Genomic DNA, 24708 nt, shown 5'->3' with positions numbered 1-24708 from the left:
ACCACACAACGATGTGAGTCGAGGCCTAGATATGGAAGACAGAACAGCGGGCTTTGTAGGCCTGGGGCTGATGGGGCTGCCCATGGCAGCGAATCTGGTCCGCGCCGGCTGGGCGGTCACCGCCTGGAACAGATCCGAAGCTCCCCTCCAGGAATTCGTGGCGCAGGGTGGCCACTCCGCGCCCGACGTTGCATCCCTGCGGGACCTGCCAATCATCGCTTTTATGCTCCCGGACCTGTCCTTCATCGAGGAGGCCTCGGCGGGGCTGCTGGCGAGCTGGGATGAAAATCCGCCGCAGGACGGCACTACGGTGGTGGTCACAAGCTCCGTCTCACCCGCGAAGGTCCAGGACTTCGGACGGCGGGTCCGCGAGGCAAGCCATGGCCGCGCCACAGCGGTGGATGCACCGGTCAGCGGCGGGACCAAGGGCGCGACCGACGGCACCCTGGCCATCATGGCCGGCGGCACCGCGGACGACTTCCGGCGGCTCGAGCCTTTCTTCAGCGCGATGGGAACCACTGTCAGGCGCATGGGCCCGCTGGGCGCAGGATCGCTCGCCAAGGCCTGCAACCAGCTCATTGTAGGAACCACGACGGCGGCGCTCGCCGAAGCGGCCGAGCTCGCCGAGCGCTCCGGGATGGATCCGGCGGCGCTGTTCGACGTCCTCGCCGGTGGCCTTGCCGGCAGCCGTGTTCTGGAGAATGTGGGACCGCGTCTGGTCCGGAAGGACTACACACCAACAGGCCCGGCGAAGTTTATGCATAAGGACCTGTCCTTTGTGCTCGAATCAGCCCGGGCGGCCGGCGCTGCCGTGCCGATGGCGTCGGCCGCCGTGGAGCTTTACGCCGAACTGAAGCGGCAGGGCCTTGGCGATCAGGACCTTGCCGTGGTCCGCCAGGCCATTTCGAATCTGAGCGACAACACCAATATCGCGGAACCAGTGGAAGCCGCAACGAAAGGGACAGCTGCACCATGAGTGGACTTTTTGATTTGACGGGGCGGGTTGCCTTGGTGACGGGTTCGAGCCGGGGGATTGGCAACGCGTTGGCGCGGGCGTTGGCGGAGGCCGGGGCGACGGTGGTGCTGAACGGGATGAACGCGGAGCGGTTGAAGGCTGCGGAGGCGGCGATGGCCGCGGACTTCGCCCCCGGGCGGGTCCATGGTGTCGCGTTTGATGTCACCAGTGATGCCGAGGCTGCCCGGGGTGTTTCGTGGGTGGAGGAGCATGTGGGGCCGTTGCAGATCCTGGTGAACAATGCCGGGATCCAGCACCGGGTGCCGATGCTGGAGCTCGATGTCGCGGATTGGGAGCGGGTGATCAGGACGGATCTGACGAGCGCGTTCCTGGTGGGGCGGGAGGCCGCGCGGCATATGATCCCGCGGGGCAGGGGCAAGATCATCAATATCTGTTCGGTGCAGACGGACCTGGCCCGGCCCACGATCGCCCCGTATGTGGCGGCGAAGGGCGGGCTGCGGAACCTGACCCGGGCGATGACGGCGGAGTGGGCGGGCTCCGGGCTGCAGATCAACGGGATCGCCCCGGGCTACATCCATACCGAGATGACGCAGAACCTGGTGGACGATGAGCAGTTCAATGCCTGGATCCTGGGCCGGACCCCGGCGCACCGGTGGGGCACGGTCCAGGACCTGGCCGGCCCGGCGGTGTGGCTGGCTTCGGACGGGTCGGATTTTGTGAACGGGCAGACGATCTTTATCGACGGCGGAATGACGGTGGTGGTCTGATGGGCGCTCCAGCAGTGGCTCAGGGGACCGAAGCAACAGCTCTGCCTGCGCCGGGATTGCCGGTGTCGGGTTTGGCGGTGGTGGCGCATGCGGCCGGGGACCTGCGGATCGAGGAGGTCCCGCTGGGTGCACCGGCCGCGGACCAGGCCGTGGTGGAGGTTGCGTACGGCGGGATCTGCGGGTCGGACCTGCATTACTGGCTGCACGGGGCGGCGGGCGAATCCATCCTGAGGGCGCCGCTGGTGCTGGGGCATGAGATTTCCGGGACCGTGGTGGCGGCCGCGACGGACGGGACCGGCCCGGCCGCGGGCACCCCGGTCGCGGTCCACCCCGCCACCCCGGGACCCGGTGCGGGGGAGGTGCGGTGGCCGGCGGACCGGCCCAACCTCTCCCCGGGCTGCACGTACCTGGGCAGCGCGGCACGGTTCCCGCACACCGACGGCGCGTTCGCCCGGTACGTGAACCTGCCCGCGAGGATGCTGCGGGCGCTCCCGGCCGGGGTGGATCTGCGGACCGCGGCACTGATCGAACCCGCGGCCGTGGCCTGGCACGCCATCGCCCGTGCCGGGGACGTGGCCGGCAAGAGCGTGCTGGTGATCGGCTGCGGCCCGATCGGCGCCCTGGCCGTCGCGGTCCTCAAACGTGCCGGCGCGGCCCGGATCACCGCCGTCGATGTCCATGCCAAACCGTTGGAGATCGCCGCCGCCGTCGGCGCGGATCAGACCCTGCAGGCCGGCGACACGGACGCGATCGCCGCCGTGCAGGCGGACGTGGTCATCGAGTCCTCGGGCAGCCACCACGGCCTGGCCTCGGCCATTCAGGGCGCGGGGCGCGGCGGGACCGTGGTCATGGTCGGGCTGCTGCCCACCGGACCGCAGCCGGTCCTGATCTCCCTGGCCATCACCCGGGAACTGGACCTGCGCGGGTCCTTCCGTTTCAACAACGAGATCGACGACGTCATCACCGCCCTCGCCGACCGCACCCTGAACATCGGCCCCGTCATCACCCATGAATACCCCCTCAGCCAAGGACTGGAAGCCTTCGAAACCGCCAGGAACTCCGCCGCATCAGGAAAAGTACTCCTCAACCTCCAACCGGAATAGCTGAGTGATTGAGCGCGAACGGACACTTGAGGCCCCCGCTCAAGGGGGCCTAAGTGTCCGTTCGCGCTTAAGCCCGGCGGACGGGAAGGAACACCCGGGGCTGGTCCGTCCACGTTCCGGACAGCCGGGAGGTTGTGCGGCGCATGATCTGTTCAGAAGCGGCCCGGGCCGTGGCGGCGTCTCCGGCGGCAACCGCTTCGGCGAGATCGACGTGCCACTGCAGCGCCCCCTCGTGGGGGTGGTCCGGCATTAGTCCGTGAACCGTGCGCCCCGTCAGGGTCTCCGCCACCTGACCCATCAGGTTGGCGAACATTTCGTTGCCCGATCCGGAAAGCAGGACGGAGTGAAAAGCGATGTCCAGCTCCAGGAACTTCTGCGAGTCCCCCGCGTGGCCGGCGTCGCGCAGGGCATGGGCAATGTCCACCAGTTCACGCCGGAGCTGCGCCGGTGCGTTGTTCGCGGCCAGCTCGGCCGCGGCGGGCTCGACGGCGGAGCGCAGTTCGATCAGTGACCGCAGCTGGGCGCCGCGGGCGTCGCTGGACAGCCGCCAGCGGATGACCTGGGCATCGAAGGGGTTCCAGCGGCTCGGCGGCAGCACCCGGATCCCCACCCGCTTGGTGGTTTCCACGAGGCCCAGGGACTGAAGGACCCGCACGGCCTCGCGGACCACGGAACGCGAAACCTGCAGTTCTTCCTCAAGGTGCTCGGCCAGCATGATGTGTCCGGTGGGCAGCTCGCCCGTGATGATCCGGGTGCCTAGGTTCTCGATGGCACGGTGGTGCAGGCTGGTCGACATGGACTCAAGCCTAAACTGGGATTGACTGGGCCCGTTCCACAAAGTGGGCACCGCTTCCCTCACGCCGATTGAATATATATGCTTTATTAGGATCCATCGGTTCGTGACAGCGTGCTTCGCAGCGAACGCGGAGCCATCTGCACATCCATTGCACAACGAAATTGGAGTTTTGATGTCTGCACACATCGGTGTCACCGGCCTTGCGGTGATGGGCGCCAACCTGGCCCGCAACCTGGCCCGCAACGGCTTCACCGTTGCCTTGCACAACAGGTCCGTCGAAAAGACTGACGCGCTGCTCGAAAAGCACGGCACGGACGGCGACTTCGTCCGCACCGAAACGCTGCAGGAACTTGTTGACTCGCTGGAGAAGCCCCGCCGCGTCCTGATCATGGTCAAGGCCGGCAAGCCGGTTGACTCCGTCATCGAGCAGCTTGAACCCCTGCTGGAGGCCGGCGACATCATCATCGACGCCGGAAACTCCCACTACGAGGACACCCGCCGTCGCGAAGCCGCGCTGGCGAAGAAGGACCTGCACTTCGTCGGCATTGGCGTCTCCGGCGGTGAGGAAGGTGCCCTGAACGGCCCGTCCATCATGCCCGGTGGTTCCAAGGAGTCCTATGACGCCCTCGGCCCGCTGCTCGAAAAGATCTCCGCGCACGTCGACGGCAAGCCCTGCTGCGCCTGGATCGGCACCGACGGGGCCGGCCACTTCGTCAAGATGGTCCACAACGGCATCGAATACGCCGACATGCAGGTCATCGGCGAAGCCTTCGACCTCCTCCGCTCCGGCGCCGGCATCGAACCCGCTGACCAGGCCAAGATCTTCGAAGAGTGGAACAAGGGCGAACTCGCCTCCTTCCTGATCGAAATCTCCGCCGAGGTCCTGGGCCACGTTGACACCCGCACCGGCAAGCCGTTTGTCGATGTTGTGGTGGATGCCGCAGGCCAGAAGGGCACCGGACGCTGGACGGTCATTTCGGCGCTGGAGCTTGGTTCCCCGACGTCGGGCATCGCCGAGTCGGTCTTCGCCCGCGCCCTGTCATCGCAGTCCGAGCAGCGCAAGATCGCCCAGGAACTGCTCGCCGGTGAGGAAATCGCCGTCGACGTTCCGGACACCTTTGTTGAGGACGTCCGCCAGGCGCTGTACGCGTCCAAGCTGGTTTCCTACGCCCAGGGCCTGGACATGCTGACCTCAGCAGCCAAGGAATACGGCTGGGACCTCAAGCTGGACGAGATCGCTTCGTTGTGGCGCGGCGGCTGCATCATCCGTGCAGAGCTGCTCAAGGAAATCACCAACGCCTACGCCGCCGAAGACAAGCCGGCCAACCTGCTGTTCGCCCCGGCGTTCACCAAGGCCATCGCCGAGGTCCTGCCGGCATGGCGCCGCGTGGTCTCCACCGCCGTCCAGCTCGGCATCCCCGTGCCGGTCTTCTCCTCTTCACTGGCCTACTACGACGGCCTGCGCCGCAAGCGGCTGCCGGCCGCAGTGATCCAGGGCCAGCGTGACCTCTTCGGCGCGCACACCTACGGCCGCGTCGACGCTGAGGGCACGTTCCACACCCTGTGGGGCGAGGACAAGTCCGAAATCGAAGCAGTGGACACGCACTAATCCCCATGCTCTGATTGCATCAAGCTGCAAACCCTGCGGCCGGCACTTCCCGGATATTCTGGGAGCTGCCGGCCGTTGGCGTTTCCGGCAGCAGCCGCGGTGTCCGTCCATCCAAGGAGTCAGAATGCCCAAGCCAGTCGCATTTGTTACGGGAGCCTCCACGGGTATCGGCTTCGAGGCAGCGAAGAAGCTCAGCAGCCATGGCTTCATCGTCTACGCCGGCGCCCGCCGTGTGGACAGGATGGAGCCGCTGAAAGCGCTTGGCGTCCAAGTCCTGGCACTGGACGTGACGGACGACGACTCGATGCGTGCCGCCGTCGGCCGTGTCCTGGAAGAACGCGGGCGGATTGACGTTCTGGTCAACAACGCCGGCTACGGGTCCTACGGGGCGCTGGAACTGGTGGACCTGGCCGAAGGCCGGCGCCAATTTGAGGTGAATGTCTTTGGCCTTGCCAGGATGACGCAGCTGGTCCTGCCGGCCATGCGGAGTGCGGGCCGGGGCAGGATCATCAACATCTCGTCCATCGGCGGAAAATTCTACGAGCCCCTCGGTGCCTGGTACCACGCCACGAAGTTCGCCGTGGAGGGCATGAGCGATGCGCTGCGGCTGGAACTCAAGCCGCACGGCATCGACGTAGCCATCATTGAACCGGCAAGTACGCTCAGCGAATGGGGCCGGATTTCCGCTGACGGGCTGCTGGCCAGCAGCGGCGAGGGGCCGTACGCTGCCCAGGCAACGCATATGGCGAATGTCCTGGCGTCCACGGACAGGCCTGAGACGTCAACGCAGCCGGCCGTGATTGCTGCGGCTGTACTGCACGCGGCCACGGCTGCGCGTCCCCGGACCCGGTATCCGGTGGGCAGGGGAGCGGCAGCCATTCTGGGCCTGCGGCGCGTCCTGCCGGACCGGTTCTATGACGCGGTGGTCATGGCAGTCCTGAAGCGCGTTGCGGGGTAGAGGCTGCAGTAACGGGTCAGATCCGGTATTCGATGTCGTACTCGGCCGGATCCACTGCGGGTTTGGTTTCGCGCTGGGCATCGCGGTGGCGCCACTTGGCGGGCACGCCGGTGACAATCGATTCCGGCGGCGCGTCCTTGACCACCACGGCGTTGGCGCCCACGGCGCTGTCCCGGCCGATGGTGATGGGTCCCAGGATTTTGGCTCCGGCACCGATGGTGACCCGGTCCTCAATGGTGGGGTGGCGCTTGACCTTGGCCAGGGAGCGGCCGCCCAACGTGACACCGTGGTAGATCATCACGTCTTCGCCGATTTCGGCGGTCTCGCCGATGACCACACCCATGCCGTGGTCGATAAAGAAGCGTCGGCCGATCGTGGCGCCGGGATGGATCTCGATTCCGGTCAGGAAGCGGCCCAGCTGCGACACCAGCCGCGCCGGGAACCGCAGCCCCGGGTTCTGCCACATGCGGTGCGTCAGCCGGTGGATCCAGATGGCGTGCAGCCCCGAATAGGCGAAAAAATTCTCAAAAGAACCTCGAGCCGCCGGGTCGTGTGACCGGGCGGCGTCGAGGTCTTCCTTCAGTCTTGCGAAAAAGCCCACAAAGTTCTTTCTACAGGAAACGGGGCGACAACGGGCTGATCAGCCGCGGATGTCGTCATAGAGCACGGTGGAGATGTAACGCTCACCGAAGTCGCAGACAACCGCCACGATCAGCTTGCCGGCATTCTCCGGACGCTTGGCCAGTTCCAGGGCACCCCAGACGATGGCGCCGGAGGAGATGCCGCCGAGGATGCCTTCCTTGACGCCGAGTTCACGGGCGACGCGGACGGAATCCTCCAGGGTGGCGTCCAGTACTTCGTCGTAGACGTTGGTGTCCAGGATTTCCGGGATGAAGTTCGCACCGATGCCCTGGATCTTGTGCGGCCCGGGAGCGCCGCCGTTCAGGATGGCGGAGTCCTTCGGCTCGATGGCCACAATCTGGACGTCAGGATTGCGTTCCTTCAGGACCTGGCCGACGCCGGTGACGGTTCCGCCGGTGCCGATTCCGGCGACGAAGATGTCCACCTTGCCGTCGGTGTCGGACCAGATTTCCTCGGCGGTGGTGGTGCGGTGGATCTCAGGGTTGGCCTCGTTGGCGAACTGCTGGGCCCAGATGGAGTTCTCCGTGTTGGCCACGATTTCCTGGGCCTTTTCCACGGCGCCGCGCATGCCCTCGGAACCCGGGGTCAGCACAATCTCGGCACCGAACGCCCGCAGCATAACGCGGCGCTCGGTGGACATGGTCTCGGGCATGGTCAGGATGACCTTGTAGCCGCGGGCAGCACCCACCATGGCCAGGGCGATGCCGGTGTTGCCGGAGGTGCCTTCAACGATGGTGCCGCCGGGCTTGAGGGCGCCGGACTTCTCGGCGGCGTCAACGATGGCCACGCCGATGCGGTCCTTGACGCTGTTGGCCGGGTTGTAGAACTCCAGCTTGACGGCCACAGTGGCGCCCAGGCCCTCGGTGAGCCGGTTCAGGCGGACCAGCGGAGTGCCGCCGACCAACTGCGTTACATCGTCATAGATCCGTGCCATGTAGATATGCCTATCTCTCAAGAGTGAATGCTGAGGTCAGCCTAACGATGGCTGAGTGGCCGCTGCTAAGCATTAAGCCATGCAGAGTAATATTTCCTGGCCTTCGCGAGCTTCGGATTGATGATCACCTGGCAGTAGCCCTGCTCGGGATACTTGGCGTAATAGTCCTGGTGGACGTCCTCCGCCACATGGAACCGTGGCAGCCGGCTGACCTCGGTCACAATCGGGTGCGACCACAGAGCCTGGTTCCGTTCGATGGCTTCCTCGAAGAGAATCTTCTCCTCGGTGGTCTCATAGAACATGGACGAGCGGTACTGCGTGCCCACGTCGTAGCCCTGGCGGTTGAGCGTGGTGGGATCGTGCAGCGCGAAGAACATGTCCAGGATGACCTCGGCCGGGATGACGGATTCGTCGAAAGTGACGGCCACGACCTCAGCGTGGCCCGTGGTCCCGCCGCAGACGGAGTAGTAGTCCGGCCGGGGGTCATGGCCGCCCGTGTAGCCGGAAATCACCGAGGAGACCCCCTTGGTTTTCTGGTAGACAGCATCAAGGCACCAGAAGCAGCCCCCGCCAAGAACAAAAGTTTTCATGACCTCTTCAATGGTTGAGCGCGCCGGATGATTCCCTGACCACCCTACGAGACTTTGAATGATGCCGGGCAAACGGCCGGATGGGGTAAAACTGAGACTATGGAATCTGCAGACACCGGCGTTACAGATGCGGGCAAGCACGACGACGGCACCCTTACTGGGGAGGACGCTGCGGCGGCTGGTCCGGCTGCTCCCACGCTGGGCCAGGTGCTGCTGGCGGTAGAGGAACTCTGGCCCGAGTCACTCGCCGAAAACTGGGACGAAGTAGGGCTCGTGGCCGGCCACCCTTCAGCGCCCGTGACCCGGGTGATGTTCGCCGTTGATCCCACGCTTACGGTGATCGAGGAAGCGGTGGAATGGGGTGCCGAGCTCCTGATCACGCACCACCCCTTGCTCCTCAAAGGCGTCACGTCGGTGGCCGCCACTACTGCCAAAGGGCAGGCCATCCACCGTCTCATCGAGTCCGGCACCGCACTCCTGACCGTCCACACCAACGGTGATTCCGCCGTCGGGGGCGTTTCCGACGTCCTGGCTGATGCGCTGGGACTGGAGGGCGTTGTCCCGCTGACGGTTGCCGCGAACGGCCTGCCCGAGGAAGGCATCGGACGCGTGGGTGATCTGGCGGACGTGATGAGCCTGGGCGACTTCGCGGCCAGGGTGTTCGGCATCCTGCCGTCGGTGGCCGGGGGAGTCCGCGTGTCCGGGGATAAGGATGGGCTGGTGCGGCGCATTGCGGTTTGCGGCGGGGCGGGGGATTCCCTGTTCAACGAGGTGCGGGCCAACAACGCCGACGTCTACGTCACCGCCGACCTCCGGCACCATCCGGCGTCCGAAGCCCGGGAAGCGGCAGTGAACGGCCGGCCGTACCTGATTGACGTTTCGCACTTCGCCAGCGAATGGCTCTGGCTGCCCGCCGCGGCGTCGGCACTGGGCAATGTGCTCGCCGATCAGGGCCATGACGTCGAGATCCAGGTAAGCACCACCAACAGCGATCCGTGGGACTTCATTCTGACTCCGGGCTAAGCCTGGCGTGCGGGGGTCCCCGGGTGACCCGAGCGAGCCTGGGGAGCACGCCCGGCGATAATGGCCGACCCGGACGGGCGGAACCTGCACCCCTCACTTCATATCGTCTAGAGTCTATACAGCGCCGATACGGTGCCCGGCTTCGGCCGGATTGGATTTAGCGGAGGTAAATAGTGGCCAAGGCAGCACCGGCGGAACAGTTGAAGTTGCTCGAACTGCAGGGGCTGGACGCAAAGCTCAAGTCCCTCTCCAACCGCCGTCGCGCCCTGGAAACCGATCCTCGGATCGAGGACCTGCAATCAGCATTGTCCGTCGCCAACGGTGAACTCGGCTCCGCCAAGATGGCCGTCCATGACGCCGAAGCCGAGCTGAAGCGTGCCGAGGCCGACGTCGAACAGGTCGCCTCCCGCATCGCACGCGACGAAGCCCGGCTCAACAGCGGCACGGGGCTGTCCAAGGACCTCGTGGCGCTGCAGAAGGACATCGCCTCCCTCAACAGGCGCCGCTCCGACCTTGAGGACGTGGAGCTGGAAGTCCTGGAACGCCTGGATTCCTTGCGCGAACGGCAGGCGGCCCAGCAGCTCATCGTGGACAACGTCCAGGGATCGTTCGGCGGCATCCGCGCCGAACTCGATGAGGCCCTGGCCGAGGTGGCCGCCGAAGCCGCTGTTGTCCGCGGCAAGCGTGCCGAATTCGCTGCAGGACTCGACGCCGGGATGCTGGCAATTTACGAAAAGACGCTCGCTAAGCGTGGAGTGGGCGCCGCACGGTTGTTCCACGGAACCTCCGAGGCCTCAGGAATGAAACTGAGTCCTGGGGACCTCGCCGAAATCAAGGCCGCCTCCGACGACGACATCGTGTTCTGCCCGGACTCCGGCGCCATCCTGGTGCGTTCCGCAGAGTGGAACACCCCCGCCCCAACTGCCTAGCAGCCCATGTAGGTCGCAGCAGATGTCGTTGTGGGCGCGCCCATACCGACATCTGCTGCGACCTAGTTGGGAAGGATGATGTTCAGGGCGTGAGGCTTCCGCGCTGAACCGTCAACCAACTCCGCGTCCCATTTCTCGCGCGCGGCCTTCAGCAGCTGTACCGGGGTCTGCGGGGCGTTGCCGCGGCGGGCCAGCAGGTGCCGTGCCAGCTCGCCGCGCGTGTGTTTCGCGAAGTGGCTGACCACCTTGCGCACCCCGTTGACCTCGGTGAACACGTTGACGGCCACCGTCTGAGCCGGCGGCGGTGCCCATGCCACGGCATACGTGCTGGAGCGGCAGTCCACGAGCAGATGCCCGGACACCGACTCCGCGAGGGCTTCCGAAAGCTGCGGCTTCCAGAACGAGGCGAGCCGGCCGACGTCGGGCAGTGCCGTTCCCATCGACAGCCGGTAGGCGGGCACACGGTCGGCGAAGCGGATGGCACCCCACAGGGCCGAGATCACGAGCACCGAACCATCGGCCTTCCGGCGCTGCGCCGGGGTCAGCGTTTTGTAGCCGAGCGCGTCGTACAGAACGCCCGAATAGATCTGGTGCGCAGGGGCCGCCGGTTCGGCGTGGAGCCGGGTGTTGCGTTCGACGTCGTCCTGCAGCGATGCGCCGACGCCCAACAGCGCGAGGGCATCCTCATGCGCACTCACCGTCCCCAGCGCCTCCAGGACTTTGGCCCGGTAGGTGTTGAGTTCCGGAAAGCTTAGTGACGGCCAGTCGACGGCGGACCCGCGGACTGCGGGGGTCTTGCCCTCGGAGGGGGGAAGCAGAATCAGCACCGTACGATCCTACCGGCGACGGCGGTGCCCTCTACCGGCGGTAGACTGGGCTGCGGATGGGTTGACCAGGCGGCCGCGCGTCACGGAAGTGGCTCGAGGAACGTCCGGGCTCCGCAGGGCAGGGTGGTGGGTAACGCCCACTCGGGGTAACCCGCAGGCCAGTGCCACAGAGAACAGACCGCCTGCGTCTTCCGGCAACGGAAGCTCAGCAGGTAAGGGTGAAACGGTGGTGTAAGAGACCACCAGCTTCCCGGGTGACCGGGAAGGCTAGGTAAACCCCACCCGGAGCAAGGCCAGACAGGACACGTTTGAGGGCTGCCCGCCCGAGTGTCCGGGTAGGCCGCTGGAGGGCGTCGGCAACGGCGTCCGTAGATGGATGGCCGCTACTCCCGCGCTGGTAACGGCACGGGAGCACAGAACCCGGCGTATCGGTCAACCCATCCAACACCACCCGCCGGGCACCGACGCGCCCCGTATGTGAGTGATTTCACGCCGGTTGCGGCGGTCCGCGGTGTCGCTCCAGCCTAGAATAGAGAGCGAACGTAGAAGTTCTGCCGCCGGGTCTGCGTTCGCAGCCGGTGGCTTTTCTTTACGCTTCTCCACGGCACCCGGGATGGACCGCATCCTGCCGGTGCCAGAGCCCCTGGACAACATCAGGTGGCCGCCAACCGCGTACGACGACGTATGCGGCTGAACCGAGGAAGGTAGTTCTGTGAGCCAGACGTCAGATTCTTGTCTTGATACGTGGATGGGCCGGGAGGCTCTCGCCGAGGCCATGATTCCGGTGATTGGCCGGCTGTACCGCGAGAACAACGTGGTGACCAGCATTCACGGCCGCAGCCTGATCAACAAGTCCACCATGAACATCCTCAAGGCGCACCGTTTCGCCCGCCGCATGAGCAACACCGAGCTCCTGCTCGAAGAGACCGCACCGCTGCTGAACATCCTGGCCCAGCTGGAGCTGGGTGCGGCGGCCATCGACGTCGCCCGCCTCGCGGAAAAGTTCAAGGCAGAAGGCGACGGCGCCACCCTGGAGGAGTTCCTCCGCGCCGAGCTTGCCGCGGTAGTTGGCAAGCGTGGTGGCGATGACCGCACCAGCACCGACGTTGTGCTGTACGGCTTTGGCCGGATCGGCCGCCTGCTGGCGCGCCTTCTCATCGAAAAGGCTGGCGGCGGCCACGGCCTGCGCCTGCGCGCCATCGTGGTGCGCCGCGGCTCGGACAAGGACCTCACCAAGCGCGCCAGCCTTCTGCGCCGCGACTCGGTCCACGGCTCCTTCGAGGGAACCATCCGCGTTGACGAGGACGCCAACACCATCACCGCGAACGGTGTGCAGGTCCAGGTCATCTACTCGGACAACCCCGCCACGATCGACTACACCGCGTACGGCATCCACAACGCCCTGGTGGTGGACAACACGGGCCGCTGGCGCGACGCTGAGGGCCTGTCCCAGCACCTGCAGAGCAAGGGCGTTGCCCGCGTTCTCCTGACTGCCCCGGGCAAGGGCGCGCTGAAGAACATCGTGCACGGCATTAACCACGGCACCATCGAGGACACGGACCAGATCGTGTCCGCGGCGTCCTGCACCACCAACGCCATTACCCCGGTCCTGAAGGCTATCAACGACAAGTTCGGCGTGATCCACGGCCACGTGGAGACCGTTCACTCCTTCACCAACGACCAGAACCTGATCGACAACTTCCACAAGGGCGACCGCCGCGGCCGCTCCGCCGCGCTGAACATGGTCATCACCGAAACCGGAGCGGCCACTGCCGTGGCGAAGGCACTGCCCGAACTTCAGGGCAAGCTCACCGGCAGCTCCATTCGCGTCCCCACCCCGGACGTCTCGCTGGCCATCCTGAACCTCAGCCTGGAAAACGGCACCACCAAGGATGAGGTGAATGATTATCTGCGTCAGATGTCCCTGCATTCGGACCTGCGCAAGCAGATCGACTACATCGATTCGCCCGAGGTTGTTTCCACGGACTTCGTCGGCTCGCGCCGTGCCGGCATCGTTGACGGCCTTGCCACGATCTCCAACGAGAAAAACCTGATTCTTTACGTCTGGTACGACAACGAGTTCGGCTACAGCTGCCAGGTAGTCCGGGTTATGGAAGAGATGGCCGGCGTCAACCCGCCGGCGTTCCCCGCCAAGGAAGCCGCAGCGGCCTTGGCCGCAATCGCCGTCTAGGCCGTCTAGGCCGTCTGCGGGCCGGCCACCCGACATTCCCGGCTGATTCGCTGGAATCAGCCGGGAATCGGGACCACACTGGTGGCATGGATAACGAAACTCTCCACGAGACCACTCTTGAACACGCCCTCGACGTCGCCAAGGCCAACCACAAAGAAGCCATCAGGCTCCTGGAGCAGGCCCGCGCGTCCCGGGCTTCCGGCGACGTCGGCGACGACCGTGTGCGCCAGCTCGAAGGGCTCCTCCAGCTTGCCGAAGAAGACCTGCGCCGTGTAGTCCGGGAGCAGTAGCCGGCCATAGCAGTAGGCGGATCATCCGGGCCACTCGTCCTCCCCACTGTGGATAACCGCAGGGGTGTCAGTGGGGTGGCCTAGGCTCTTCTGGTGCATTACATTTCCGGAAGAGCCGGTTGCCCATGACCGTCAGCTGGCGTGCCTACCGCCGTGCCCGCCGCCGTTCGAGGCAGGCCTGGGCTCTGCTGGCGGTGCTGGCCGTGTCTGCAGTGGGCTCTGCGGGGTGGTTTTTCACCGCGGGCCAGTTCGCTGCGGCAGAACCGGCAATCGCCGGCCCCCGCGAGGCGCCTGTTTTCGACGGGACCTGGATGAAGCCCGTGATCCCGGTGCACGCTGTACCGCAGGGGAGTGCCCTGACCGCCCTCGAGCGGCTTTCCGTCAAGGGACGGGCTCCCAAAGACAATTACCAGCGGGAGGCCTTCGGGCAGGCCTGGCTGGACGTGGACCGGAACGGCTGCGACACCCGCAACGACATCCTCCGCAGGGACCTCACCGCTGTGGGCTTCACGGAGGGGTCCAAATGCAAGGTAGTGTCAGGGTCCATCCATGAGCCGTACACGGGCAAAGCCATGGAGTTCCGGCGCGGCCCGGAAAGCAGCAAGGAAATCCAGATCGATCACGTCGTGGCGCTCAGTGACGCGTGGCAGAAAGGCGCACAGGGGCTGACCCCGCAGCAGCGCCAGAGCCTGGCCAACGATCCGATAAACCTCATCGCCGCGGACGGTCCTGCAAATCAGCAGAAGAGCGCAAGCGACGCCGCCACCTGGCTGCCGAGGAACAAGAACATCCGCTGCCATTACGTGGCCCGCCAGGTCTCGGTGAAGGCGTCCTATGGACTGTGGGTCACGCAGCCGGAGAAGGATGCGATGAAGCGCGTCCTGGACTCCTGCCCGGACCAGCCAACCATTACCGCGAGGTAATGTGTGGGCTCAGTGGCCGAACGGGTCCGGATCCACGCCGGGCATCCAGGTCAGGCCGGGCACACCCCAGCCGCTCTTCTTGGCCAGTTTCATGGCCTTCCGTGCATAGCGGTCAATCAGCCGGTTGACGTAGAGTTTTCCGTCGAGGTGGTCGTATTCATGCTGGATGACCCGTGCGAACCATCCGGTCGCTTCGAACTCCACCGGCTGCCCATGGCCGTCAAATCCTTCCACCCGCGCCCACTCCGCACGCTTGAGCGGGTATGCGCCGCCGGGGAAGGAGAGGCAGCCCTCTTCCTCTTCCTCGGGGTCCGGCAGCGCGCCAGAGATCTTGGACAGGGTCAGTACCGGGTTTACCAGGACCCCGGTGGGCGGAGCGCCGTCGTCATTGGCGTACTTGTACACAAAGATTCTTTTGCCCACACCGACCTGCGGCGCCGCCAGGCCCACGCCGTTGGCCGCCTCGTTGGTTTCAAACATGTCCGCGATCAGGGTGCGCAGTTCGTCGTCGAAAACCTCCACCTCGGCGGCGCGGCGGTGCAGCACCGGTTCACCCCAGACGGTGATTGGCAGAACTGTCATGTCAGGCGGCCCTTCGTGCGTGCGGCGTGGCGCCGGCGGTTATGCAAAAAAATGGAGGCCGTACCGGATATCCGGTACGGCCTCCAAATGGACGGCCTTTACTGCCGCCCTATGAGGGTGAGCTACGGGGGTTGAACCCGCGACCTCCTGGACCACAACCAGGCGCTCTGCCAACTGAGCTAAGCCCACCATGTGCCCCACAGATTTCCCGGTGGTCCGGTGCTCTGGAAAGGCAACTCAAATAGCTTACCTGCTGTTTGACGGTGCTTGCGCCACTTTTGGGGTTTTTGCGAAAATTTCCGCCAAACGTGGCGCAGATTACTCTTTCGGAATACCTGCTGTGCCCGGCGAGGCAGTGATGCGCTGGGCGACTTCGCGGGCCGTGGCGCTGTCAGGCCCGGGAGCGGGAACGAAAACCGCCTCGCGGTAGTAGCGGAGCTCGTCGATGGAATCCTGGATGTCACCCAGGGCGCGGTGGCCGCCCTTCTTGGCGGGGGACTGGAAGTAGGCACGGGCGAACCAGCGGCGGGAGAGTTCCTTAATGGTGCTCACGTCGATCACGCGGTAATGCAGGTGCTCCACAACGGCCGGCATGTCGCGGGAGAGGAAGACGCGGTCTGTTCCAACGGAGTTGCCGCCCAGCGGTGCCTTGCGCGGGTCCGGCACCCACTTTTCGATGTATTCCATCACGGCGGCTTCGGCCTCGGCCATGGTCTTGCCGTGCGGCAGTTCCTTGAGCAGCCCGGACCGGGTGTGCATGTCCCTCACGAAGTCGTTCATCTGGGCGAGGGCAGCATCCTCAGGCTTGATCACCACGTCCACACCGTCGCCGAGAATGTTGAGCTCTGAGTCCGTCACCAGCGCCGCCACCTCGATCAGGGCGTCGTTCTTGATGTCCAGGCCGGTCATTTCGCAGTCGATCCAGACGATGCGTTCGTTAGATATAGGCACCGGACCAGCCTACCGTTTAGCTCCGGCGCAACCGTCCGATGCTAGGATTTCGGGTACATGGGGCGAGGATTTTGCCGCTGTGCAGTGTCTGCGCGGCCCGGGCGGCCACAGCCGCCCGCGGGACTTAAGCGCCGAGTGTAAAGAGATTGGACGATCCTGAGATGACGGCGCCTGTGCCTGCAACGGGGGAGATGGCCGCCAGCGTGATCCCGGAGTCCGCTGCGGCAGAAGTGGATAACGCCAGGTCCCCCATCCTTGCCGGTCTTGTCGGCTCGGTCCTTATGGTGTTCGGATCCCTCGGCGTCGGCTGGCTGGCCCCCGTATCCGAACTCCGCCGCGTTCCGATCTTTATCTGGATGCGGACGGAGGCCATCGGCGTTGCCCTGGCCATCGTGCTGGTTGCGGTAGGCGGCATGCTCCTGGTCCGCTCCTGGCTGAGGCTCGGCCAGCGGGTCCGCGTATGGGGGCCGGCGGCGCGAAAGGCAACTCTGCAGGCCATCGCAGCATGGGGCCTGCCGTTGATGTTCACCGTCCCGCTCTTCAGCCGCGACGTGTATGCCTACATTGGTCAGGGCAGGCTGATGGTGGAGGGGTTCAACCCCTACGAGAACGGCATCTCGGCGCTGTCCAACTATTTCCAGCTAGGCGCCGACAAACAGTGGACTGAAGCTCCCGTGCCGTACGGCCAGCTGTTTCTGTGGATCGAGCAGTTTGTGGTCTGGTCCACCAACGTCCAGCCCGAGGCCAGCGTGATGCTTTTCAGGCTCGTGGCGCTGTTTGGTGTGGTCCTCTGTGTCATCTACGTGCCCAAGCTGGCCGAGCTTCACGGCGTCAATCCGCACCGCGCTTTGTGGCTCACCGCGGCCAACCCCCTGTTCCTCACCAACTTCATCGCCAGCGTCCACAACGATGCCCTCATGATCGGGTTGGCCCTTGCCGGGCTGTACTACGCGGCCACCAGGCGCGTGGTGCTGGGCATAGTCCTCGTCACCCTTTCCATCGCCGTCAAGCCCATCACCATCGTTTTCCTGCCGTTCATCGGCCTGATCTGGGCAGGCAAGAACGCCGGCTGGCCGCGGAAATTCTTGTTCTGGGGACTGACCGGAGGGCTGAGCCTGGCCATTCTGTACGGCCTGAGCCTCGTCAACGGGTTCGGGTTCGGCTGGATCAATGGGCTGTCCGCCCCTGGCAGCCTCTTCATTTGGTACGCGCCGGTGGGCTTGGTGGGGCTGGTGGTCGCTTCCGTTTCGAACGCCTTCGGCCTTGACGGGTGGACGCTCGCCGACTGGGTGTTCGACGCCGGCAAACTACTTGCCGTAGGCATCGTCGCCTTCCAGATCTTCAGGGGTGAGCATGAGCGGCTGATCCGCCGCCTCACCCTGGGCTTTGCGGCCATCGTGGTGCTGGCGCCGATGATCCAGGCCTGGTACGTGGTGTGGCTCATCCCGCTGTTCGCGGTGACAGGCATCCGCAATGACTGGCAGGTCAAGGCCCTGTATTTCATCGTGTCGTTCTTCATGATCTACGCCATTTCTGACCAGCTGGACGTATTTCCCTACCTCCAGACCGAGGACCTGGGACTTGCCCTGGTCCTGGCCCGCGTCGCGGCGGCGATTACCGGCCTGCTTTTTGCCATGTACCTGATCTTCATGGATCCAGACACCAAAAGGCTCTTCCGGAAGTCGGCCGAACCGGTGACTGAACGGCCCGTTATCTAGTCTCCGCAGGCGCGGTTATCCGGCGCCGGTGATTCCCGCCGTCGTGCCCTGTTCCAGGTGCCGCAAGGCTTCCTTCCGGGACAGCGGACTCAACCGCGTGCCCTTTTCCACCACGAAACCGTGTACCCACTCCGGGTCCGTTTTGGCGTATTCACGAAGCGCCCAGCCAATGGCCTTCCGGATGAAAAACTCCGGGTCCGCCAGGTTCTGCTCAATGACAGCCCGCAGCAGGTCCTGATCCGTGCTGGCCTTGGCCTTCAACTGCGAGGTGATGGCCGACCGCCTGATCCAGAAGTCCTGGTCTGTACTCCATGCCAGCAGGACTTCGGTCATCATGGGCCGGTGGGCCTGAAGAAGCCCGCCGATACGATGCGACACCCCATCCACGAAATCCCACCACGCGCCGGTGCGGATGATCTCCTCATAGACAGGGAGCATCAGTTGGTCGCGGGCCACCAACCGGAGGCTTGTCAGGTCAATGGCCGCATAGCGTTCCTCGCGTACTGTGGAGCCGCGCCAGAGTTCCAGCACCGTTGCCCGCAACTGGCCCGCCGACGTCACGGGATGGACGGAAGCAGCGGCCAGCGCCAGCCGCCTGACTTCCGGGACTCTGACGCCCAGTGACGGCAGAGTGGACTTCATGTACGCCTGGGCGCCAGTGGCCCGCACCGGGTCCGTCCGCTCCAGCAGCGCCGCGCGCACGGCATCCAGCAACTCGCGGTTCGGAGTCTCCGTGGCCGGAGCTTCCGTGACCGTTGCCTCCGTGTCCAGCGATTCGTCATTCGGCGACATTCGGTGCATGGTGCAACTGTAGCGAGGTGCCGGCGGCGTGGATGTCGGCGGGTCCATCCTCAGCGGGACGGCTCTAGAGTGGGACCAGACAAACTGCACGTTCCCGTGAACCGTGCCACCCGACGTCGGAGGTTCCCTGTATGTCCATGATCAAGACTCCCGAGCAGATTGCCCTCATGCGCGAAGCCGGGCGGGTGGTGGCCAATACGCTGGCGGCGGTGCGTGAGGCGGCCGGAGTGGGTGTCACCCTGCGTGACCTCGATGCGCTGGCCGCCGAGACGATTGCCGCGGCGGGAGCCACACCGGCCTTCCTGGACTACCACCCGCGCTGGGCCGCAGTTCCGTTTCCCGGCGTGATCTGCACAAGTGTGAACGACGCCGTGGTCCACGGAATCCCCGACGGTTACAAACTCCAGGACGGTGACCTGCTCAGCGTGGATTGCGGGGCATTCCTGGAGGGCTGGTGCGGCGATGCGGCCGTCAGTTTCATTGTGGGAACAGCCGATCCTGTGGACCAGGCCCTCATTGATGCCACGGATGCCGCCTTGGCCCGTGGGATCGAGGCAGCCCGGATCGGCAACAAGATGGGCGATCTTGCCTACGCGATCGGCGGCGCCGCGCGGCGGGCGGGCTATGGTCTGCTGGCTGACCACGGCGGCCACGGGATCGGCCGCACCATGCACGCCGAACCGCCGGTGCCCAACGACGGCAGGCCGGGACGGGGGATCAAGCTCACCGAGGGGCTGGTCATTGCCATCGAGCCCATGCTGATCCTGGGCCGTAAGGACGACTACTACCAGGACGACGACGGATGGACGCTGCGTTCCGCCAACGGCCGCCGGGCTGCCCACAGCGAACACACAGTGGCCATCACTGCCGATGGCCCCCTGATCCTTACGCTCCCTTAGGTCCGGTGAGGCTCAGGCGCACCACGGCCCGCCCGGGGACGGCGCTGCTGACCACGGTGAACCCGGCGCGCAGGAAGAGGTTCAGCGTGCCGTGGTAAAGGTCAGCGGGTCCCGCTTTGGGCCGCTGCTCGCGGTCCACCGGGTAGCCTTCCACAACGTCGGCACCATTGAGCCGGGCATGCTCGACGGCGGCGCGCAGCAGCGCGGCTGCCACACCACTACGGCGGTGGCCGGCGGCGACCACAAAGCAGGTCACTGACCACACCCCGCCGGACGCATCCGGTGATGCTGTTTCGGAATCGGGCGGCCCTGGTTCCTCCGCTTGCCGAAGCATGCGGGAGCGAAGCACTCGGGGATAACAGGTCCGTGGCTCCACGGCACACCAGCCCACGGGCTGACCGTCGACGAAAGCGAGGACGCCGGGGGCGGGGGAGCCGCCGTCGAACTTTTCCTTCAACTGTGCCTTGCGGGCGGCCGGCCCCAGCGCGGAGTACTCCGGACCGGTGAGGGCAAAGAACCGGCACCAGCAGCGGGACGGTTCGCCGGGGCGGCTGAACAAGCGCTCGACGCCGTTCCACTGCGCCGCGGCCGTCGTCAGGCCGGGGACGGGCCCGTCAGTCATGCTGGTCAGGCCACCGACTCGGCGCTGCTCGGGTGTGCCGCTTCGGTGCTGCGCCGGAGTATGATCTGGCCGGTTATCGGGGGCGATCCGGCATCGTCGGCGGACGGGCCGGCTGCGCTGCTGGCGGCCTGCCGTCCGATCTCCTCCAGGGGAAGGTGCACCGTGGAGAGGGCCGGCCGGAAATCGCGCAGAGTCTCAATATCGTCGAAACCGGCAACGGCGGCGTCGCGCGGGATCCGCAGTCCCTGGGAGCGCAGCGCGGCGGCGGCCCCGATGGCCATAACATCGTTGACGGCAAAGATGCAAAGCCGTTTTGTCGCGGTCCCGGGTTGGGACGCTGTGATCCGTGCAGCCAGGGCGAGGCCGGCCTCGAAGCCGCCCGCACGGGTGAAGTCCGTGCGGATGACGTCCGCGGCAGGCAGGCCGGCGCTGGCGAGGCCGCGCTGGAACCCACGGATCCGGTCGTCGGAGGTGAACAGCCCTTCCGGGCCGCCGACGATCACGAAGTCTTCTTCCCGCGACGCGGCCAGCTCAGTTGCGAGCTGCGCGGCCAGCTCCTCATTGGGCACACTCACCACGTGGTAGCCGTCCGCTGTCGCGGCCCCCACAATCCCGTGGCCGATCACGCCCACGTGGCCGCCGTTGCGGCAGTATCGGTCCAGTTCCGCAGCGAGTTCGGTGTTGCCTTCCAGGTCCTCGGTGCGGGAGGTCCGTGATCCTGCGATCACGATGGAATCGGCGCGGCGTGCGGCGAAGGCAGCCACGGCTTCCTTCTCACTGTCCGGACCGCCCTCGGTGGTGGCCAGCAGCACCATCTTGTGCTGTTCCCTCGCGGCATCCTGGACGCCGCGGGCAATGGCTGCGAAGTACGGATCGGCAATGTCATGCACGATCAGCCCGATCAGCCCCGAGCTGGACTTGGCCAGCCCCTGCGCCTGGGCGTTCGGAATGTAGCCGAGGGATTCGGCGGCCTGGCGCACCCGGTCCGCAATATCCTTGCCGGGTATCCGGGCGGAGCCGTTCAGCACGCGGGAGGCGGTGGCCGGCGACACGCCCGCCAGCCGGGCCACCTCGGTGAGGGTACTTGCAGCCACAACTTCTCCCGTTCGTACAGACTTTCAGCGCCGTTAGCGCCGCTTTCAGTATGGCAGTTTGAGGATACTTTGGGAAAGCGCTTGCCAACCCGAAGGGGCGCGGTGCATGATGGATGCAGTGGGAATGCGCTTTCCCAATTCAGTTTGAGTAACCTGCTCACTCACCGTGGAGGACACATGGGCTTCGAAACAAAGACGATCCGTATCGCCATGAATGGCATCACCGGCCGGATGGGTTACCGCCAGCACCTGCTGCGTTCCATCCTTCCCATCCGCGACGCCGGGGGCTTCACGCTGGAGGACGGCACCAGGGTCCAGGTGGAGCCGATCCTGGTGGGCCGCAATGAAGCCAAGATCCGTGAGCTCGCCGAGCTCCACAAGGTGGCCGAATGGACCACGGACCTGGATTCCGTGATCAACGATCCTTCGGTGGACATCATCTTTGACGCGTCCATGACCAGCCTCCGTGCCGCCACCCTGAAGAAGGCCATGCTGGCCGGCAAGCACATCTTCACGGAGAAGCCCACAGCCGAATCGCTCGAAGAAGCCATCGAGCTGGCCCGGATCGGCAAGGAAGCCGGCGTTACCGCAGGCGTTGTTCACGACAAGCTGTACCTGCCGGGTCTGGTCAAGCTGCGCCGCCTGGTTGACGAAGGTTTCTTCGGCCGCATCCTCTCCATCCGCGGCGAATTCGGTTACTGGGTCTTCGAAGGCGACGTGCAGGCAGCGCAGCGCCCGTCCTGGAACTACCGCAAGGAAGACGGCGGCGGAATGACCACGGACATGTTCTGCCACTGGAACTATGTCCTCGAAGGCATCATCGGCAAGGTCAAGAGCGTCAATGCCAAGACCGCCACCCACATCCCGGCTCGCTGGGACGAGGCAGGCAAGGAGTACAAGGCCACGGCGGACGACGCCTCCTACGGCATCTTCGAACTCGAAACGCCGGCGGGCGAGCCGGTCATCGGCCAGATCAACTCCTCCTGGGCTGTCCGCGTCTACCGCGACGAGCTTGTGGAATTCCAGATCGACGGCACGCACGGTTCGGCCGTTGCCGGACTCAACAAGTGCGTAGCCCAGCAGCGTGCGCACACCCCCAAGCCCGTCTGGAACCCGGACCTGCCCGTCACGGAATCCTTCCGCAGCCAGTGGCAGGAAGTCCCTGCCAACGCCGAGCTGGATAACGGCTTCAAGCTGCAGTGGGAAGAGTTCCTGCGCGATGTCGTAGCCGGCCGCGAGCACCGCTTCGGCCTGCTGTCCGCTGCCCGCGGCGTCCAGCTCGCCGAGCTTGGCCTGCAGTCCAACGACGAACGCCGCACCATCGACATCCCGGAGATCACGCTCTGATGACTTCCCTGATTCTTCCCACCCACGACGGCGGCACCCGCGAGTACCGCCTCCAGGGCGGCGTGTCGTGGGCCCGCCCCACCGCCCCACTCACGTCGCGGCGTGCCTACGCCGCCGCGCACGTCATTCCCGAGGTCCTGGCGGACAACACGCCAGGTGCCCCGGCCAGCCTCGACTGGGACGCCACCCTGGCGTACCGGCACGAACTCTGGTCCTACGGCCTCGGTGTCGCCGACGCCATGGACACCGCCCAGCGCGGCATGGGCCTGGACTGGGCCGCAACCCAGCAGCTCATCAAACGCACCGGTGTTGAGGCCGCTTCGGTGGTCGCTGCCGGTGGCCCCGCTACCGCCGGGAAGACCGTGCGCGACCTCGTCTCGTGTGGCGCCGGCACCGACCAGCTGGACCTCGCCACACTGCCCACCGGCAGCCCAGGACTCGCCGCTGTCCTGGACGCCTACCGCGAGCAGATCGCCGTCGTCAGTGAAGCCGGACCCAAGATCATCCTGATGGCTTCCCGGGCGCTGGCCCGTGTGGCCAACAGTCCGGACGACTACCTGCACGTCTACTCCACGTTGCTGCAGGAAGTTGACCAGCCCGTCATCCTGCACTGGCTCGGGACCATGTTCGATCCCGCGCTGGCCGGGTACTGGGGTTCGGACGACGTCGCTGCCGCGACCGAGACCTTTCTGTCCCTTGTCCGCGAGCACGCGGACAAGGTGGACGGCGTGAAAGTCTCCCTGCTGGACGCTTCCCACGAGGTTGCCCTGCGCGCTGCCCTGCCCGAAGGGGTCCGCCTCTACACCGGCGACGACTTCAACTACCCGGAACTGATCGACGGCGACGGCAGCCACCATTCGGACGCGCTGCTGGGCATCTTCGCTGCGATCTACCCTGCCGCATCGGTTGCGCTGCAGAAGTACGACGCCGGCAAGGCTGAGGAAGCGCACGCCATCCTGGACTCCACCCGCGAGCTCGGCAAGCACATCTTCAGTGCCCCCACGTTCTACTACAAGACCGGGATCGCCTTTATGTCCTGGCTCAACGGCAAACAGCCCGGCTTCCAGATGGTGGGCGGCCTGCACTCCGGCCGCTCCGTGGTGCACCTGGCCAAAACGTTCGAGCTGGCTGACCAGGCAGGGCTGCTGAAAGACCCGGCCCTCGCCGCCTTCCGGATGTCCGACTACCTGCGTATCAACGGAGTGGGAATATGACATCTAATTCAGAACGGTCCCCTTTTTCACGGCTTTCCCTGAACAGCGCCACTACCAAGAAGCTGACGCTTGCCGAAGTGGTTGATGGCTGTGTCCGCGCCGGAATCCCCGCGATCGCCCCGTGGCGCGACCGGGTTGAAGAAGCGGGGCTGGACAAGGCCGCGAAGCTGATCAAGGACGCCGGCCTCCGGGTCTCCTCCCTGTGCCGCGGCGGCTTCCTGACAGCGCCCGACGCCGATGGCCAGGACGCCGCCCTGGCGGACAACCGCGCGGCCGTCCTCGAAGCCGCTGCGCTGGACACCCGGGAACTCTTCCTGGTGGTCGGCGGGCTGGCTCCGGGGGAGAAGGATGTGGTGGCCGCGCGCCAGCGCGTTGCCGACCGCCTTGCCGATCTTGTCCCGTTCGCCTCGGAGCAGGGCATCCGGCTGGTGCTGGAACCGCTGCACCCGATGTACGCAGCGGACCGCGCCGTCATTTCGACCCTGGGCCAGGCCCTGGATCTTGCAACCCCGTTTGATGCGCAGGCCGTGGGCATCGCCGTCGACACGTTTCACGTCTGGTGGGACCCGGAGCTGAAGGCGCAGATCGAACGCGCCGGCAGGGAAGGGCGCATCGCCTCCTACCAGGTGTGTGACTTCAACATGCCCATAGCGGCCGATCCGCTGCTGTCCCGGGGCTTTATGGGCGACGGCGTCATAGACTTCGCCACGATCAGCACCTGGGTCAGGGACGCCGGGTACACCGGGGACATCGAAGTTGAAATCTTCAACCAGGAGATCTGGGACGCCGACGGAGACGCTGTCATGGAAACCGTCAAGGCCCGCTACGCGGAACTCGTCCTGCCTTACGCCTGAGAAACGGCAATTTCACACCAGCCACACAACGAAGAACACCCCCGGTCTGAAGACCGGGGGTGTTCTTC

The 24708-nt window shown here is 65.6% G+C and carries 25 protein-coding genes, 1 tRNA gene and 1 other RNA gene; 16 read left to right on the top strand and 11 right to left on the bottom strand.

Annotated elements, in window-relative coordinates; translation table 11 throughout:
* The first annotated feature begins 31 nt into the window (after window positions 1-31).
* Genes NIBR502772_RS15475 through NIBR502772_RS15465 form a run of 3 tightly spaced genes read left to right on the top strand, consistent with a single transcriptional unit; the run spans window position 32 to window position 2846 of the window.
* A complete protein-coding gene (locus NIBR502772_RS15475; RefSeq protein WP_141140861.1) occupies window positions 32-976 on the top strand; it encodes an NAD(P)-dependent oxidoreductase in 945 nt (314 codons plus the stop codon).
* Window positions 973-1743, top strand: coding sequence for an SDR family oxidoreductase (locus NIBR502772_RS15470; protein WP_141140860.1), 771 nt, complete (start codon window positions 973-975; stop codon window positions 1741-1743). Before NIBR502772_RS15475 ends, NIBR502772_RS15470 begins: the two co-directional genes overlap by 4 nt.
* Window positions 1743-2846 carry an L-idonate 5-dehydrogenase gene (locus NIBR502772_RS15465; RefSeq protein ID WP_141140859.1) on the top strand — a complete coding sequence of 368 codons (1104 nt, stop codon included), beginning with the start codon at window positions 1743-1745 and terminating at the stop codon, window positions 2844-2846. The genes NIBR502772_RS15470 and NIBR502772_RS15465 overlap by 1 nt, the downstream gene beginning before the upstream one ends.
* A 67-nt stretch (window positions 2847-2913) precedes the next feature.
* Here the strand turns inward: NIBR502772_RS15465 and NIBR502772_RS15460 are convergent, their stop codons facing one another.
* Entirely contained in the window at window positions 2914-3642 is a 729-nt protein-coding gene (locus NIBR502772_RS15460; RefSeq protein WP_141140858.1) for a FadR/GntR family transcriptional regulator, read from the bottom strand.
* 172 nt (window positions 3643-3814) lie between these two features.
* On the opposite strand from NIBR502772_RS15460, the gene gndA reads away from it, so the two are divergent.
* The gene (gene gndA, locus NIBR502772_RS15455; protein WP_104060870.1) at window positions 3815-5251 is read left to right on the top strand and encodes an NADP-dependent phosphogluconate dehydrogenase; all 1437 of its coding nucleotides are present in this window, start codon (window positions 3815-3817) and stop codon (window positions 5249-5251) included.
* A 124-nt stretch (window positions 5252-5375) separates the two neighbouring features.
* A complete protein-coding gene (locus NIBR502772_RS15450) occupies window positions 5376-6209 on the top strand; it encodes an oxidoreductase (RefSeq protein WP_104060869.1) in 834 nt (277 codons plus the stop codon).
* A gap of 16 nt (window positions 6210-6225) precedes the next feature.
* On the opposite strand, the gene epsC is transcribed toward NIBR502772_RS15450, so the two are convergent.
* From epsC to msrA, 3 genes are all read right to left on the bottom strand, one after another.
* Window positions 6226-6810 carry a serine O-acetyltransferase EpsC gene (epsC, locus tag NIBR502772_RS15445; RefSeq protein WP_104060868.1) on the bottom strand — a complete coding sequence of 195 codons (585 nt, stop codon included), beginning with the start codon at window positions 6808-6810 and terminating at the stop codon, window positions 6226-6228.
* Between the two features lie 39 nt (window positions 6811-6849).
* Complete coding sequence (gene cysK, locus NIBR502772_RS15440; protein ID WP_058932137.1) at window positions 6850-7785, bottom strand: cysteine synthase A; 936 nt, start codon at window positions 7783-7785, stop codon at window positions 6850-6852.
* A gap of 65 nt (window positions 7786-7850) precedes the next feature.
* Window positions 7851-8375, bottom strand: coding sequence for a peptide-methionine (S)-S-oxide reductase MsrA (gene msrA, locus NIBR502772_RS15435; protein WP_058932138.1), 525 nt, complete (start codon window positions 8373-8375; stop codon window positions 7851-7853).
* Between the two features lie 99 nt (window positions 8376-8474).
* Between msrA and NIBR502772_RS15430 the strand changes: the two genes are divergently transcribed.
* Window positions 8475-9398: a Nif3-like dinuclear metal center hexameric protein gene (locus NIBR502772_RS15430; protein ID WP_104060866.1), complete on the top strand. Its 924-nt coding sequence runs from the start codon at window positions 8475-8477 to the stop codon at window positions 9396-9398.
* Window positions 9399-9571: 173 nt separating this feature from the next.
* Window positions 9572-10327, top strand: coding sequence for a zinc ribbon domain-containing protein (locus NIBR502772_RS15425; protein ID WP_141140857.1), 756 nt, complete (start codon window positions 9572-9574; stop codon window positions 10325-10327).
* A gap of 62 nt (window positions 10328-10389) precedes the next feature.
* On the opposite strand, the gene NIBR502772_RS15420 is transcribed toward NIBR502772_RS15425, so the two are convergent.
* Window positions 10390-11154 (bottom strand): YaaA family protein, encoded by a 765-nt coding sequence (locus NIBR502772_RS15420; RefSeq protein WP_104060864.1) that lies wholly within the window; start codon window positions 11152-11154, stop codon window positions 10390-10392.
* Between the two features lie 57 nt (window positions 11155-11211).
* Here NIBR502772_RS15420 and rnpB point away from each other — a divergent pair.
* The 4 genes from rnpB (at window position 11212) to NIBR502772_RS15400 (ending at window position 14558) form a co-directional block, all read left to right on the top strand.
* Window positions 11212-11598, top strand: an RNA gene (gene rnpB / locus NIBR502772_RS15415) — RNase P RNA component class A.
* 304 nt (window positions 11599-11902) lie between these two features.
* On the top strand, window positions 11903-13345 hold the full coding sequence (locus NIBR502772_RS15410) for a glyceraldehyde-3-phosphate dehydrogenase (RefSeq protein ID WP_246848812.1): 1443 nt from the start codon (window positions 11903-11905) through the stop codon (window positions 13343-13345).
* 86 nt (window positions 13346-13431) lie between these two features.
* Entirely contained in the window at window positions 13432-13635 is a 204-nt protein-coding gene (locus NIBR502772_RS15405; RefSeq protein ID WP_141140855.1) for a hypothetical protein, read from the top strand.
* 125 nt (window positions 13636-13760) lie between these two features.
* Window positions 13761-14558, top strand: a complete 798-nt coding sequence (locus tag NIBR502772_RS15400; RefSeq protein ID WP_141140854.1) for an HNH endonuclease family protein — start codon at window positions 13761-13763, stop codon at window positions 14556-14558.
* 9 nt (window positions 14559-14567) lie between these two features.
* Here NIBR502772_RS15400 and def read toward each other — a convergent pair whose 3' ends face one another.
* The 3 genes from def to orn all read right to left on the bottom strand — a co-directional run bounded on the left by def (window position 14568) and on the right by orn (window position 16049).
* Window positions 14568-15140 carry a peptide deformylase gene (gene def, locus NIBR502772_RS15395; protein ID WP_141140853.1) on the bottom strand — a complete coding sequence of 191 codons (573 nt, stop codon included), beginning with the start codon at window positions 15138-15140 and terminating at the stop codon, window positions 14568-14570.
* Between the two features lie 116 nt (window positions 15141-15256).
* Window positions 15257-15329: transfer RNA gene (locus NIBR502772_RS15390), tRNA-His, on the bottom strand.
* 129 nt (window positions 15330-15458) lie between these two features.
* Window positions 15459-16049: an oligoribonuclease gene (gene orn / locus NIBR502772_RS15385; RefSeq protein WP_056340644.1), complete on the bottom strand. Its 591-nt coding sequence runs from the start codon at window positions 16047-16049 to the stop codon at window positions 15459-15461.
* Window positions 16050-16252: 203 nt separating this feature from the next.
* Here orn and mptB point away from each other — a divergent pair, with 203 nt between their 5' ends.
* Complete coding sequence (gene mptB, locus NIBR502772_RS15380) at window positions 16253-17809, top strand: polyprenol phosphomannose-dependent alpha 1,6 mannosyltransferase MptB (protein WP_168223556.1); 1557 nt, start codon at window positions 16253-16255, stop codon at window positions 17807-17809.
* 15 nt (window positions 17810-17824) lie between these two features.
* Here mptB and NIBR502772_RS15375 read toward each other — a convergent pair whose 3' ends face one another.
* Window positions 17825-18601, bottom strand: coding sequence for a DNA alkylation repair protein (locus tag NIBR502772_RS15375; protein WP_141140852.1), 777 nt, complete (start codon window positions 18599-18601; stop codon window positions 17825-17827).
* Window positions 18602-18741: 140 nt separating this feature from the next.
* Between NIBR502772_RS15375 and map the strand changes: the two genes are divergently transcribed.
* The gene (gene map, locus NIBR502772_RS15370; protein ID WP_141140851.1) at window positions 18742-19509 is read left to right on the top strand and encodes a type I methionyl aminopeptidase; all 768 of its coding nucleotides are present in this window, start codon (window positions 18742-18744) and stop codon (window positions 19507-19509) included.
* Here map and NIBR502772_RS15365 read toward each other — a convergent pair.
* Window positions 19496-20131 (bottom strand): GNAT family N-acetyltransferase, encoded by a 636-nt coding sequence (locus tag NIBR502772_RS15365; protein ID WP_141140850.1) that lies wholly within the window; start codon window positions 20129-20131, stop codon window positions 19496-19498. The genes map and NIBR502772_RS15365 overlap by 14 nt on opposite strands.
* A 5-nt stretch (window positions 20132-20136) precedes the next feature.
* Window positions 20137-21225 carry a LacI family DNA-binding transcriptional regulator gene (locus NIBR502772_RS15360; protein ID WP_141140849.1) on the bottom strand — a complete coding sequence of 363 codons (1089 nt, stop codon included), beginning with the start codon at window positions 21223-21225 and terminating at the stop codon, window positions 20137-20139.
* 177 nt (window positions 21226-21402) lie between these two features.
* On the opposite strand from NIBR502772_RS15360, the gene NIBR502772_RS15355 reads away from it, so the two are divergent.
* Genes NIBR502772_RS15355 through NIBR502772_RS15345 form a run of 3 tightly spaced genes read left to right on the top strand, consistent with a single transcriptional unit; the run spans window position 21403 to window position 24640 of the window.
* Window positions 21403-22572, top strand: a complete 1170-nt coding sequence (locus NIBR502772_RS15355; RefSeq protein ID WP_141140848.1) for a Gfo/Idh/MocA family protein — start codon at window positions 21403-21405, stop codon at window positions 22570-22572.
* Window positions 22572-23786 carry a dihydrodipicolinate synthase family protein gene (locus NIBR502772_RS15350; protein ID WP_141140847.1) on the top strand — a complete coding sequence of 405 codons (1215 nt, stop codon included), beginning with the start codon at window positions 22572-22574 and terminating at the stop codon, window positions 23784-23786. The genes NIBR502772_RS15355 and NIBR502772_RS15350 overlap by 1 nt, the downstream gene beginning before the upstream one ends.
* Complete coding sequence (locus NIBR502772_RS15345) at window positions 23783-24640, top strand: sugar phosphate isomerase/epimerase (protein WP_141140846.1); 858 nt, start codon at window positions 23783-23785, stop codon at window positions 24638-24640. Before NIBR502772_RS15350 ends, NIBR502772_RS15345 begins: the two co-directional genes overlap by 4 nt.
* Window positions 24641-24708: the final 68 nt, after the last annotated feature.

The organism is Pseudarthrobacter sp. NIBRBAC000502772 (genome assembly GCF_006517235.1).
Classification (GTDB): domain Bacteria; phylum Actinomycetota; class Actinomycetes; order Actinomycetales; family Micrococcaceae; genus Arthrobacter.
This window is presented reverse-complemented; position numbering and strand designations above follow the sequence as displayed.

Excerpts from the sequence above, each read along its gene's own strand:
- mptB (WP_168223556.1), top strand. The coding sequence starts at position 16,253 with ATGACGGCGCCTGTGCCTGCAACGGGGGAGATGGCCGCCAGCGTGATC.
- NIBR502772_RS15430 (WP_104060866.1), top strand. The coding sequence starts at position 8,475 with ATGGAATCTGCAGACACCGGCGTTACAGATGCGGGCAAGCACGACGAC.
- NIBR502772_RS15405 (WP_141140855.1), top strand. The coding sequence starts at position 13,432 with ATGGATAACGAAACTCTCCACGAGACCACTCTTGAACACGCCCTCGAC.
- NIBR502772_RS15470 (WP_141140860.1), top strand. The coding sequence starts at position 973 with ATGAGTGGACTTTTTGATTTGACGGGGCGGGTTGCCTTGGTGACGGGT.
- NIBR502772_RS15350 (WP_141140847.1), top strand. The coding sequence starts at position 22,572 with ATGACTTCCCTGATTCTTCCCACCCACGACGGCGGCACCCGCGAGTAC.
- NIBR502772_RS15475 (WP_141140861.1), top strand. The coding sequence starts at position 32 with ATGGAAGACAGAACAGCGGGCTTTGTAGGCCTGGGGCTGATGGGGCTG.
- NIBR502772_RS15345 (WP_141140846.1), top strand. The coding sequence starts at position 23,783 with ATGACATCTAATTCAGAACGGTCCCCTTTTTCACGGCTTTCCCTGAAC.
- NIBR502772_RS15365 (WP_141140850.1), bottom strand. The coding sequence starts at position 20,131 with ATGACTGACGGGCCCGTCCCCGGCCTGACGACGGCCGCGGCGCAGTGG.
- NIBR502772_RS15450 (WP_104060869.1), top strand. The coding sequence starts at position 5,376 with ATGCCCAAGCCAGTCGCATTTGTTACGGGAGCCTCCACGGGTATCGGC.
- gndA (WP_104060870.1), top strand. The coding sequence starts at position 3,815 with ATGTCTGCACACATCGGTGTCACCGGCCTTGCGGTGATGGGCGCCAAC.
- msrA (WP_058932138.1), bottom strand. The coding sequence starts at position 8,375 with ATGAAAACTTTTGTTCTTGGCGGGGGCTGCTTCTGGTGCCTTGATGCT.
- NIBR502772_RS15375 (WP_141140852.1), bottom strand. The coding sequence starts at position 18,601 with ATGTCGCCGAATGACGAATCGCTGGACACGGAGGCAACGGTCACGGAA.
- cysK (WP_058932137.1), bottom strand. The coding sequence starts at position 7,785 with ATGGCACGGATCTATGACGATGTAACGCAGTTGGTCGGCGGCACTCCG.
- NIBR502772_RS15355 (WP_141140848.1), top strand. The coding sequence starts at position 21,403 with ATGGGCTTCGAAACAAAGACGATCCGTATCGCCATGAATGGCATCACC.
- NIBR502772_RS15465 (WP_141140859.1), top strand. The coding sequence starts at position 1,743 with ATGGGCGCTCCAGCAGTGGCTCAGGGGACCGAAGCAACAGCTCTGCCT.
- orn (WP_056340644.1), bottom strand. The coding sequence starts at position 16,049 with ATGACCGGCCTGGACATCAAGAACGACGCCCTGATCGAGGTGGCGGCG.
- map (WP_141140851.1), top strand. The coding sequence starts at position 18,742 with ATGTCCATGATCAAGACTCCCGAGCAGATTGCCCTCATGCGCGAAGCC.
- NIBR502772_RS15460 (WP_141140858.1), bottom strand. The coding sequence starts at position 3,642 with ATGTCGACCAGCCTGCACCACCGTGCCATCGAGAACCTAGGCACCCGG.
- def (WP_141140853.1), bottom strand. The coding sequence starts at position 15,140 with ATGACAGTTCTGCCAATCACCGTCTGGGGTGAACCGGTGCTGCACCGC.
- NIBR502772_RS15400 (WP_141140854.1), top strand. The coding sequence starts at position 13,761 with ATGACCGTCAGCTGGCGTGCCTACCGCCGTGCCCGCCGCCGTTCGAGG.
- NIBR502772_RS15410 (WP_246848812.1), top strand. The coding sequence starts at position 11,903 with ATGGGCCGGGAGGCTCTCGCCGAGGCCATGATTCCGGTGATTGGCCGG.